The 11,198-nt window shown below is 60.4% G+C and carries 8 protein-coding genes; 6 read left to right on the top strand and 2 right to left on the bottom strand.

From position 1 onward, the window contains the following. Positions 1-173: 173 nt before the first annotated feature. Positions 174-1,064, bottom strand: coding sequence for an SDR family NAD(P)-dependent oxidoreductase (locus E1K68_RS16230; RefSeq protein WP_212614399.1), 891 nt, complete (start codon positions 1,062-1,064; stop codon positions 174-176). Next, complete coding sequence (locus tag E1K68_RS16225; protein WP_212614398.1) at positions 1,061-2,599, bottom strand: NAD(P)/FAD-dependent oxidoreductase; 1,539 nt, start codon at positions 2,597-2,599, stop codon at positions 1,061-1,063. Before E1K68_RS16225 ends, E1K68_RS16230 begins: the two co-directional genes overlap by 4 nt. A 287-nt stretch (positions 2,600-2,886) precedes the next feature. Between E1K68_RS16225 and E1K68_RS16220 the strand changes: the two genes are divergently transcribed. From E1K68_RS16220 to E1K68_RS16195, 6 genes are all read left to right on the top strand, one after another. Beyond that, entirely contained in the window at positions 2,887-3,885 is a 999-nt protein-coding gene (locus E1K68_RS16220; RefSeq protein ID WP_003190760.1) for an alpha/beta hydrolase, read from the top strand. A gap of 294 nt (positions 3,886-4,179) precedes the next feature. Continuing rightward, positions 4,180-5,460: an alkane 1-monooxygenase gene (locus E1K68_RS16215; RefSeq protein ID WP_034135415.1), complete on the top strand. Its 1,281-nt coding sequence runs from the start codon at positions 4,180-4,182 to the stop codon at positions 5,458-5,460. A 125-nt stretch (positions 5,461-5,585) separates the two neighbouring features. Beyond that, positions 5,586-6,080, top strand: a complete 495-nt coding sequence (gene praA, locus E1K68_RS16210; protein WP_047710679.1) for an alkane oxidation protein activator PraA — start codon at positions 5,586-5,588, stop codon at positions 6,078-6,080. 134 nt (positions 6,081-6,214) lie between these two features. Beyond that, the gene (gene praB, locus E1K68_RS16205) at positions 6,215-6,709 is read left to right on the top strand and encodes an alkane oxidation protein activator PraB (protein ID WP_003190764.1); all 495 of its coding nucleotides are present in this window, start codon (positions 6,215-6,217) and stop codon (positions 6,707-6,709) included. 132 nt (positions 6,710-6,841) lie between these two features. Next, positions 6,842-8,299, top strand: a complete 1,458-nt coding sequence (locus E1K68_RS16200; RefSeq protein ID WP_003190765.1) for an outer membrane protein transport protein — start codon at positions 6,842-6,844, stop codon at positions 8,297-8,299. A 263-nt stretch (positions 8,300-8,562) separates the two neighbouring features. Further along, complete coding sequence (locus E1K68_RS16195) at positions 8,563-11,073, top strand: acyl-CoA dehydrogenase (protein WP_212614397.1); 2,511 nt, start codon at positions 8,563-8,565, stop codon at positions 11,071-11,073. The last annotated feature ends 125 nt before the right edge of the window (positions 11,074-11,198 follow it).

Below are 11,198 nucleotides of genomic sequence, written 5' to 3'. Positions count from 1 at the left end.
CGGTAGTGGCGCACGCTGTCCATGAAGAACAGCTCGCCCTGGGGAAACAGCAACGACAGGGCATTGAAGAAATGGCTGACCACCGGCCCTTGTTCGTGCCAGTTCTTGATGCGCTCGGCAGGCAAGGCAAAACGGATATCGCGACGGATCGGCAACATGGTGCGTCCTCCTGTTCAGAGTCGAGGCTCGTCGTTGGTTTCAAACACTGGCGTGCGCGGCTTGGGCGCCATGCGCTTGCTGGCAAACACCACCAGCGCCTGATAGGCCGCCGGCAGGCAACGGGCGAGCAGGTCGAGAAAATACGCATCGCGGCCAATCAGCACGCGGCGCTTGTTTTTGCGTACGCCTTGCAGGATCACTTTGGCGGCCTGGTCGGCGTCGGTGATGAAGAGTTTTTCGAAATCGGCGCGGGCTTGCTGCTCGCTGTGGATGAGAAAACCGGTCATGTTCGCGTCGATGCGGCTGCTGCGGCAGATGTCGGTACGAATGCCACCGGGGTGTACACAGGTGGCCGACACGCCGCAGCGTTGCAGGTCGAGTTCCTGGCGCAAGGCTTCGGTGAAACCGCGCACCGCGAACTTGGTGGCGTTGTAGCCGCTCATGCCGGGTTGGGCGAACAGGCCGAACACGCTGGACGTATTGATGATATGCCCGGCACCGCTGGCCTTGAGGTACGGCAGGAACGCCTTGGTGCCATGCAACACTCCCCAGAAGTTGATGCCGACAATCCATTCCAGGTCGGCGTAATCCACCCCTTCGACGGTGCTCGACAGCGCCACCCCGGCATTGTTGAACACCAGGTTGACCTGGCCGTGCTCGGCCGCGCAGCGTGCTGCCCAATCGTGCATGGCCTGGCGGTCGGACACGTCCAGCACTTGGGTGGTGACAGTGACGGGCGACAAGGTCGAGGTGCGGATCAGCGCCAGGGTCTGTTCCAGGCCCTGGCTGTTTTTGTCTGCCAGCGCCAAGTGACACCCTTCCCGCGCCAGGGCCAGGGCCAATGAGCGGCCCATGCCGGAAGCCGCGCCGGTGATCGCCGCAACGCGGCCGTTGAATGACTTCATGACAGGCTGCCTTCTGTGGTGGAGTGGGGCGTTGCAACCGCGCGCGGCAGGGCGGGCGCCGGCGCCTGGCTGACGCTGTAGTCTTTGAGGGCAAAATGCCGGGTGACCTGCTTGAAGCGCCAGGTCGAGCCGGGCCACAGCGTGGTGTTCTTGCCGGTGCGTGGGTCGAGGTACCAGCTCTGGCAGCCGCCGGTGTTCCAGATGGTGCGCTTGAGCTTGTCCTGCAACTGCTGGTTGTAGGCGTGCTCCACGGCGGGCTTGACCTCTACCGTGGTAAGGCGCTGGCGCTGCATGTGTTTCAGGGCGTCGAGGATGTACGCGACCTGGGCCTCGATCATCAGGATCATCGAGTTATGCCCCAGGCCGGTGTTGGGGCCGACGATCAGAAACAGGTTCGGGTAGCCCGGCACGGTGGTGCCTTTATAGGCATGGGCGCCATCGCGCCAGGCGTCCATCAGGTCGATGCCGTCCCGGCCGATGATGCAGCCACGGGGCAACGGGTCGCTGGCCTGGAAACCTGTGCCGAAGATCAGGCAATCGGCGGGGTGCTTGATACCGTCGGCGGTGATCACGCCGTCGGCTTCGATGCGCAGCACGCTGTCGGTGACCACCTCGACATTGCTGCGCGAGAGCGCCGGGTAGTAATCGTTGGAGATCAACACGCGCTTGCAGCCGATGGTGTAGTCCGGCGTCAGGGTTTTGCGCAGGGAAGGGCGGGCCACTTGTTTGCGCAGGTGACGCAGGGCGATTTTCTGCACCATTTTCATCAGGCGTGGGTGCAGGGCAAAGCCCACCACGCGGCCTTCCAGTGCCCAGTAAAGCGCACCACGAACCAGCTTTTGGGTAAGCGGTACATGCTTGAACAACCAGCGTTCGGCAGCGGAAATCGGCCGATCAGGTTTGGGCATGATCCACGGCGGTGTGCGCTGGAACAGGTCCAGGTGCGCCACCTGCGGGGCGATCTGCGGCACGAACTGGATGGCGCTGGCGCCGGTGCCAATCACCGCCACGCGCTTGCCCTTCAAGGAATACTCATGGTCCCACTGCTGGGAGTGGAAGCGCTTGCCCTTGAAGCTGTCCAGCCCTGGGATGTCCGGCATTGCCGGGCGCGACAAGCCCCCCATGCCTGACACCAGCACCCGTGCGCTGACCTGGCGACCGTCGCTGAAGGTCAGCTGCCAGCGCTGCTGCTGTTCATCAAACAGCGCACGTTGCAGGCCCATGCCAAAGCGCAGGTAGGGCGCCAGCTCAAAGCGCCTGGCGCAGTCTTCCAGATAGGCACGAATCTCGGGTTGCGCCGCGAACTGTCGCGTCCAGTTCGGGTTGGGCGCGAAGGAAAACGAATACACGTGGGACTGCACGTCGCAGGCGCACCCTGGGTAGTGGTTGTCGCGCCACGTACCGCCGAGTGTCTCGGCCTGTTCGGCGATAAAGAAGTCGGTGAGCCCGGCCTCCTTGAGTTTGATCGCCATGCACAGGCCCGCGAACCCGGAGCCAATGATGGCGATGTCGATTGAGTCACTGGGGGCATTCATAGGGCTGCCTCGTCAATAAAGCGCTTGGGCATCGGATGTGCTCCTGTTTTTGTTTTGTCTTTTAGATAGAACACCATTGCAAAGGAAAATTGAATTAATTATTTTAAAAAAGATTTTAAATAATCTACCTGAAAAATTCGCCTACGCTAGGGCCTTGTTGCGCATGAACGATTTGTCCGACGGACGAACGTGGTATGCATGAAGTTTAGGTCCAGGGTGTGGACGATGGCTGAGGCCAGGCCAATTCCGGTCGGGTCGCCAGCAGCAGGGAAGCAGAGGACCGAGCTATGGCTGTGGAGTGGGTTGTCGCTGCGGGTGTGCTGGTGGGCGCCAGCGCGGTGTTATGGGGCTTGAGTGCCTGGATGACGCGGCGCATTGAAGCGACCGTGCCGATCAACGGGCGCTTCGTCGAGGTGGATGGCGAGCGCTTTCATTATGTCGAAGAGGGCAAGGGCCCGCCTCTGGTGATGATCCACGGGCTGATGGGCAGCAGTCGCAACCTGACCTATGCCTTGTCCGGCCAGTTGCGTGAGCACTTTCGGGTCATCAGCCTCGACCGGCCGGGCTCAGGCTATTCCACCCGGCATAGCGGCACGCCGGCAGACTTGCCTGCCCAGGCGCGACAAATCGCGGCTTTCATCAAGACGCTGGATCTGGACAAACCGCTGGTGCTGGGGCACTCCCTGGGCGGCGCGATTGCCCTGGCGCTGGCCCTCGACCATCCGCATGCGGTGTCCGGGTTGGTGCTGGTTGCGCCCTTGACTCACCCCCAACGCATGCTGCCGCTGGTGTTCCTGTCTCTGGCCGTGCGCCCGGCCTGGCTGCGGCGCTGGGTGGCCCACACCTTGACCCTGCCCATCGGCCTGCTGACCAAAGACTCGGTGGTGAAGGGCGTGTTCGCCCCGGACCCTGCGCCGCCAGACTTCGCCAGCCGTGGCGGCGGTTTGCTGGGCATGCGCCCCGACAACTTCTACGCCGCGTCCACCGAGATCAACCGGGTCAACGACCACCTGCCAGAGATGGTCAAGCGCTACTCCCAACTGACGCTGCCAATCGGCCTGATCTACGGCGGGCAAGACAAGGTGCTCGACTTCCAGAAACACGGCCAGGCCCTGGCCAGCAAGGTGCCAGGGCTGAAAATGCAGGTGATCGAAGGCCGCGGGCATATGTTGCCGATCACCGCCACCGAGCGCGTGGCGGCGCTGGTGGAGCAGGTGGCCAAGCGGGTTCGACCCGGTGAAAACGTTAGGCAGTTACAGCCATCTGTAGCCTTGGCGAGCAAATAACGGTGCCACTCGACTGCGGTTCATTAGCGTTGATGCCTGCCCTGAGTACCTGACCCAATGGCTGAAAAGAGACTGCTCGGTCACGGAAAAAAGGGCTGGAGAAACTAGTTGACGACCTAACGATTCCGCGCTATTTATTTAAAAAAATATTTCAATGTGTAATTTGAAATTATTTTTGAAATGCCTAAGAGCGAATAAAATAATGAAAAAAACGCCTTTTATCGCATGCATGATTTCTCGCAGCAGTCAGCGCACCGCTGCCGCATCGCCTACCGACTGTGTTCGGAGGCTGCCATGAACCAGACGCTGGCAGCTGCGACCGTGTGGGCCGACGGCAAACGCCACCTGTGGTGGCTCGGCATTATGCCGCTGGCGACTCCCTTACTCTCCGGCGCCCTTGCCATCACCACAGGCGTGCAACAACTGTGGTGGGTGGGCGTGCTGGTGATCTTCGGCTTGATCCCGCTGATTGACGGCCTGCTTGGCGAAGACGTCAGCAACCCGCCCGAATCTGCGGTCAGCCACCTTGAATCCCAACGCTACTACCGCTGGATCGTCTACACCGGCGTGCTGTTTGTGATTGCCTCGGTGGTCATCACCGGTTGGCTCGCTGCGGGCGGTATCGACTGGATCATCAACGGCGGCCTGTTGCAGGCCACGGCCACCCTGGAACCGTCGAACTGGCTGGCCAGGACCGCCGCGTTCATCACCGCACGCACTGAACTTCACGGTGAAATCAGCTGGTTGACCTATGTGGGCATGGCCATGTCCACCGGTGCCGCCACCGGCATTGCCATCAACACCGCCCATGAGCTGGGGCACAAACCCAAGCCCCTGGAAGTGTTCCTGGCCAAGGTCACCTTGGCTCCGACCTTCTATGGGCACTTCTATACCGAACATAACCGTGGCCATCACGTCCGGGTCGCCACTCCGGAAGATCCGGCCAGCTCGCGCCTGGGTGAAAGTTTCTGGGCTTTCCTGCCGCGTTCGGTGTGGTTCAGCGCCGTGTCGGCCTGGAACCTGGAGCGCGAACGCCTGCGCAAACTCGGCCTGCCGGCCCTGCACTGGAAGAACGCGGTGCTCAGCGCCTGGATGTACAGCGTGGTGTTGTGGGGCGCAATGATTGCCTGGCTGGGGGCGGCGGTAATTCCGTTCCTGATTATCCAGGGCATCTACGGGTTCTCGTTGCTGGAAGTGGTGAACTATGTCGAGCATTACGGCCTCAAGCGTCAGAAGTTGCCCAATGGCCGTTATGAACGATGCTCGCCGCGTCACTCGTGGAACAGTAATCGGATTGTCACCAATATCTTTCTGTTCCAGTTGCAACGGCACTCCGATCACCATGCCAACCCCACGCGTAGTTATCAGTCGCTGCGTCACTTTGATGAATCACCGCAACTTCCGTATGGCTATGCCAGCATGATTGTCTGGGCTTATGTGCCGTATTTGTGGCGGCGTCGCATGGACCATCGCGTACTGAATCACTATGGCGGTGATATCAATCTGACCAATCTTCAACCGTCAAAACGCTTGAAGTACCTGGAAAAGTACAGCGGTAGTGCCAAGCCGTTTTGAGATGAAGTAAGCCTTCAGGGTGTACTCGGGATCTGTGTATCGCGCAGGTTCTGATCGCCCGGAGTATTGAGTGCAAGCACCTGGTTTGACCCTACAACAATAATTTCAAGGGAAGGACGTACACCATGCAAAGTTCTGCCAAGTTCACCGCCCACATCTTCTTGGCGGCCATGGGCCTGATTGTGTATCACCAGGCCCAGGCTGCGCGTATCGAACCCGCGGGCAGTGCCTTCACTGCCCAGGGGCCTATCAGCTTTTCCAAAGGCAAGCTCATCAGTGCCGATTGCACCATCAAGGTGGCCGGCAAGGTTGCAGCCGATGGTTCATCGGTGAATGTCGACAAAGTCGAGTTCGACGGTGGCCTCAAGTGCAGCCGTGTCGAAGCCATCAACTTGCCTTGGGTGTTAATCGCCAAAGATACAAAAAGCGGCTCCATGTCGAAGATCAGCGTGGACGTGCATGCCTTTGGCCTGGGTGGCAAGTGTGGGCCGTCGACGGCCGACGGTACTTGGGATAACGCCACCGGCAAGTTGGAAGCCAGCGATGTGGCGATTGGCGAAGACTGCAAGATCAAGACGGTGTCGATCAAGATGCCACCCAACTTCAAAGTTGTCGAATAACGCGTTCCAACGGTTGTAGCGGTAAATGCATTGAAATTTGGCTGGAAAGGGAAGTTCTGCAGTTTCACCGTGACCTCTCGATCATGGCCATTACCCCTGGCGAAATGAATCGCCATAACATGTGAGGAAAAACAATGAAAAGCTTGAAAACTCTCGTGTCGCTCTCTGCCTTGGCTGTTTGCATGGGGGCTGCTTCCATGGCCAATGCCTACAGCATCACGCCGGTTAATTCGAACTTTACGGCGCCTGGCACTATTTCGGTGAAATCACCGTCGTCCTATCAGGCCACCGTTAACTGCACTGCCAACTTTACCGGCAACGTCGACGCCACTGGCGTGGCCAAGATCACCGGGGTGACGGTGAGCGGTAGCGGCCTTTGCGCATTGCCAAAAATCACCGGGTTGCCATGGACATTGACCGCCACCGGCCCAGCGGCAGGTTCGGTCGCCAATGTCGGCTATACCATCGCCTCTTCTGTCCTGTACCCAGCCTCTAACTGTGGCCCATCGACCATCACCGTGGGCTACAGCGGTGGGGTGCTGACGGCGGCCAACCAAGGGCTCAGCGGCAGCTGCACCGTGGTGAGCTTGAGCGTGACCCCAAGCCCAACCTTCACCATCGTGCCTTGATGGCCGGTCGGAACACTGGGTTGATCACCTGCTGAAAGACTGGCGCCTTTTCCAGGCGCCAGTTCAGGCAGTGCCGGGCAGCAAGACGAACGGGCGAGGCCGGTTCACAGGGATAACAAAAAGGAGTGCCGCATGAATAATAAGAAACAACACGTGCAGGTTTTGCTGGGGCTGGCGTTGATGGGAGGGGTAACCGCCTTCATCGCGCCTGCACAGGCTGGCGGTTTTTCTACCCCGACCTACGGCGCACCTGGTTGGGGCAGGGCATTTGCCGGCGGCTCGTTGTTCAAGAACGACCCGAGCTCGGCTTATAACAACCCGGCCGCCATGGCGTTTGTCGAACACAATGTTGCGCAATTCACGGTCGACTATGCGCGCATCAAGATCAAGTACAAGGGCAGTGCCTCGGATTACGCCGGCAACCCGATTTCCAGTACGCCGTTGGACGAGAATGGTTTTCCCGATGGCGCAGCAACCGCTGTCAATAACAACGACGGTGGCCAGGGCGGCTTCACGGCCTGGCTGCCCACCGGCTTCATGGTGATGCCCTTGGGCGACCGGTTTGCCTTCGGCTTGAGCCAAGTGGTGCCACAGGGCATGCGCTCCACCTGGAATGAAGACTCCAAACTGCGCGACTTTGCCGTGGATACCAAAATCGAAACCGTCGGGTTGACGGGCTCGCTGTCGTTTAAAGTCAACGACCAGTTCTCCGTGGGCGGCGGCATGATCGTGCAGCACAGCAAGGGCTTCGTCAGCCAGAACGTCGACCTGTTGTCCGCTGCGGCAGTGTCTGACTCCGAGCTTGGCGGGATCAACTTCCCCTCAGACGTGGGCCATGCGCTGATGCGGGTCAAGGTCGACAATATTTCCACTGGCTGGTTTGCCGGCGTGGTGTGGAAACCCACCGAGCGCGACACCCTGGGCCTGAATTACCACGCCAAGATCAAAAACAAGATGACGGGTAAGTACAACCTGTACGCCGATCAGTTTTCCTACAACCTCATGACTCAGCCCAGCCCATTCGGGGGCACCGGTACGTTGGTCAACACCGCCTATCCTGGCCTGGAATTGGCCCCCAACGGTGCGCATGCCAAGGTTCAACTGGATATTCCTGCCACTGCGGGCCTGGATTGGGTGCATCAGTTCAACGATCGCCTGACCCTGGGTGCCAGCGTCACGTGGACCGAATGGTCGTCGTTCAAGGACTTGACCCTCGACTCCGGCGATATGCGCATTGTCTCCATTCCCTACAACTACAAAAACACCTGGATGTACTCCCTCGGCGGTGACTACCGTGCGACCGATGAACTGACCTTGCGTGCCGGCGTGGCTATCGACCAGACGCCTACACGTAACTCCACCCGCGATCCACGCATCCCCGATGGCGATCGTACGTTCCTTTCGCTGGGGGCTGGCTACGATGTGAAGGCGGTCAAGGGCTTGAGCCTGGATGTGGCCTATTCCCATCAGTTCGTGCAGAAGGTCAATCTCAAGACCAAAAACATCGACCGACTGGGCGGCGCAAGCCTGGATGGCAAGGCCGAGTCTTCGGGTGATGTGGTCAGTTTGTCAGCGACCTATGCGTTCTGACGGGGCCTGAGGGCGATGGCGGAGGGCGGCAAGCGCATCTTGCAGCCTTCCTCCGAGCTGCGTCTTTCTACAGGGCGGTGGTCTATGTCGGTGATGACCGGTTGAGGCATTCAGCCGTGTTTTTTTTGGTTTAACGATTAAATAAAAATTTCAAAACAAAATTTGAATTTGCTCTTTGAAGTTTGTAGTGTGGTTTTCAGCCGCAGCTCATGTCGAGCTGCCCACGCGTTTGCCACACCCTGAATCAAGTAGAGGTCTCCCCCATGCTTATCTGGTTATTGGTGGGTATCGCAGCAGCGATTGCCCTGGCTTACCGACAAGCCGCCGCCGCCCTGTGGCTCAGCGCCGGCATCGTCTGGCTGGCGGTTGGTTACCTGTTCAACGCGGTGGCCGGCCTGGGCCTTACTGTCGCGGCTTTGCTGGTGGCGCTGCCCGCCTTGGTGCTGGCAATCAAACCCCTGCGCCGCAAGCTGCTGACCACCAGGGCCTTGGGCCTGTTTCGTACAATCATGCCGGCGATGTCCGATACCGAGCGTGCGGCCATCGAGTCCGGCACGGTGTGGTGGGACGCCGAGCTGTTCAGCGGCAAACCCAACTGGCAGCGTCTGCTGCAAGCCGCGCCGGCCAGCCTGAGCCCCGAGGAGCAAGCCTTCCTCGACAACGAAGTCGAAACCCTGTGCGATATCGCCAACGACTGGGAAACCACGCAGGTCTGGCAGGACATGTCCCCCGAGGGCTGGCAGTACACCAAGGATGCCGGGTTCCTCGGCATGATCATTCCCAAGCAGTACGGCGGCAAAGGCTTCTCCCACTACGCCCATTCCCAAGTGGTGATGAAGCTGTCGACACGCTGCTCGGCGGCAGCGATTTCGGTGATGGTCCCCAACTCCCTGGGCCCGGCCGAACTGCTGCTGCATTACGGCACCGACGCCCAGCGCAATTACTATCTGCCGCGCCTGGCACGCGGTGACGACATCCCCTGTTTCGCCTTGACCAGCCCGTATGCCGGCTCCGATGCCGGCGCGATCCCTGACCTGGGCATTGTCTGCAAAGGTATGCATGAGGGCGAGGAAGTACTGGGTTTCAAAGTGACCTGGGACAAGCGCTATATCACCCTCGGCCCGATTGCCACGGTGCTGGGCCTGGCGTTCCGCGCCGAAGACCCGCAGGGCTTGCTTGGCGCGCCAGGTTCCCTGGGCATTACCTGTGCGTTGATCCCCACGTCCCACCCGGGCGTGAACAGCGGCCGGCGTCACTGGCCGTTGAATGCGGTATTCCAGAACGGCCCAACCACCGGCAAGGATGTGTTCATTCCCTTGGAGTGGGTGATCGGTGGCCGCGACCAAATCGGCAACGGCTGGCGCATGTTGATGGAATGTCTGGCGGCAGGTCGGGCAATTTCCCTGCCTTCGGCCAACGTCGGCCTGGGTAAAGTGGCGGTGCGCGGTACCACCGCCTATGCGGCGATGCGCAAGCAATTCGGCCTGCCCATCGGCAAGTTCGAAGGTGTACAGGCGCCGTTGGCGCGCATGGCCGGGCATCTATATGCGTGTGATGCGGTGCGCAAGGTGTCGGTGGCGTCCCTGGACGCCGGCGAGAAACCGTCGGTGATCTCGGCCATCGCCAAGTACCACGTCACCGAGCGTGCGCGCATCATCGTCAACGATGGCATGGACATCGTCGCCGGCAAAGGCATCTGCATGGGCCCCAATAACTTCCTCGCCCGTGCCTACCAGCAAAGCCCCATCGCCATTACGGTGGAGGGTGCGAACATCATGACCCGCTGCCTGATCATCTTTGGCCAGGGCTTGATTCGTTGCCATCCCTACGTGTTCCGCGAGATGGAAGCGGCGCACAACCCCGACCGGCGCAAGGCTCTGGAAGACTTCGACAGCGCGATGTTCGGCCATGTGAGTTTTGTCGTGGCCAACGCCGTACGCGCAGCGGTGCATGCTCTGACCGGCGGGCGCCTGATTTCGGCGCCGGCCAAGACCGACCCGGCGCTGGCGGCCTACTACCGCCAGGCCAATCGGCTGTCGGTGGTGCTGGCGCTGATCTCGGATATTTCCATGGGCGTGCTGGGCGGCGCCCTCAAGCGCAAGGAAAGTATCACCGGGCGCCTGGGGGATATCCTGTCGCAGCTGTACATCCTGTCTTGCGTGCTCAAGCGCTTCGAGGATGACGGCAGGCCCCAGGCGGACTTGCCGCTGGTGCACTGGGCGGCCCAGGACGCGTTGCTGCGCGCCCATGAAGCCTTGGCCGAAGTGCTCGACAACTACCCCTCAAAACCCGCTGCGGCGGTGGTGCGCACCTTGAGTTTTCCGTTTGGCATCCCGCTGCGCAAACCATCGGACCGTCTGTTGGCGCAGGTGGCGCAGGTGGTGCAGACCCCTGGCGAGACCCGCGACCGGTTGCTGGCCAATTCCTACATCCCGCGTCCGGAAATCGACAAGCTGGCGTATGGCGAACTGGGGTTCCGTTTGTTGCCCCAAGTGGAGTTGATCGAGGCGCGGCTCAAACCCGCCATCAAGCAAGGTTTGCTCGGCCCGCTGCCGATTTCTGCCACGGCCTTCACCGACTGGCGCGTGAAGGCGCGGGCGCTGGACTTGATCAGCGATGACGAAGACGCCTTGCTGGCGCGCTATGTGGAATACGCCGACCACGGTATCCAGGTGGATGACTTTCCCCAGGACTTTGGTTTGCTGGAGGCTCTGCAGCAGCGTAAGCAGGCACTCGAGCCGGTGGCCAAACGGCGCAGCGTCCCGGTCAACTAAGAGAAAACCCGGTCCACCTGTGGGAGCTGGCTTGCCTGCGATGGCATCACCTCGGTTTGACTGACACACCGAGTCGTCTGCATCGCAGGCAAGCCAGCTCCCACATTCGATCGGGTTTACAAGGC

Origin of the sequence: Pseudomonas sp. B2021 (assembly GCF_018135665.1) — a bacterium.
GTDB lineage: Bacteria > Pseudomonadota > Gammaproteobacteria > Pseudomonadales > Pseudomonadaceae > Aquipseudomonas > Aquipseudomonas lactis.
Note: the sequence above shows the minus strand (reverse complement) of the source record. Positions and strands in the feature narration are given on the sequence as shown.

Excerpts from the sequence above, each read along its gene's own strand:
- E1K68_RS16230 (WP_212614399.1), bottom strand. The coding sequence starts at position 1,064 with ATGAAGTCATTCAACGGCCGCGTTGCGGCGATCACCGGCGCGGCTTCC.
- E1K68_RS16225 (WP_212614398.1), bottom strand. The coding sequence starts at position 2,599 with ATGAATGCCCCCAGTGACTCAATCGACATCGCCATCATTGGCTCCGGG.
- E1K68_RS16220 (WP_003190760.1), top strand. The coding sequence starts at position 2,887 with ATGGCTGTGGAGTGGGTTGTCGCTGCGGGTGTGCTGGTGGGCGCCAGC.
- E1K68_RS16215 (WP_034135415.1), top strand. The coding sequence starts at position 4,180 with ATGAACCAGACGCTGGCAGCTGCGACCGTGTGGGCCGACGGCAAACGC.
- praA (WP_047710679.1), top strand. The coding sequence starts at position 5,586 with ATGCAAAGTTCTGCCAAGTTCACCGCCCACATCTTCTTGGCGGCCATG.
- praB (WP_003190764.1), top strand. The coding sequence starts at position 6,215 with ATGAAAAGCTTGAAAACTCTCGTGTCGCTCTCTGCCTTGGCTGTTTGC.
- E1K68_RS16200 (WP_003190765.1), top strand. The coding sequence starts at position 6,842 with ATGAATAATAAGAAACAACACGTGCAGGTTTTGCTGGGGCTGGCGTTG.
- E1K68_RS16195 (WP_212614397.1), top strand. The coding sequence starts at position 8,563 with ATGCTTATCTGGTTATTGGTGGGTATCGCAGCAGCGATTGCCCTGGCT.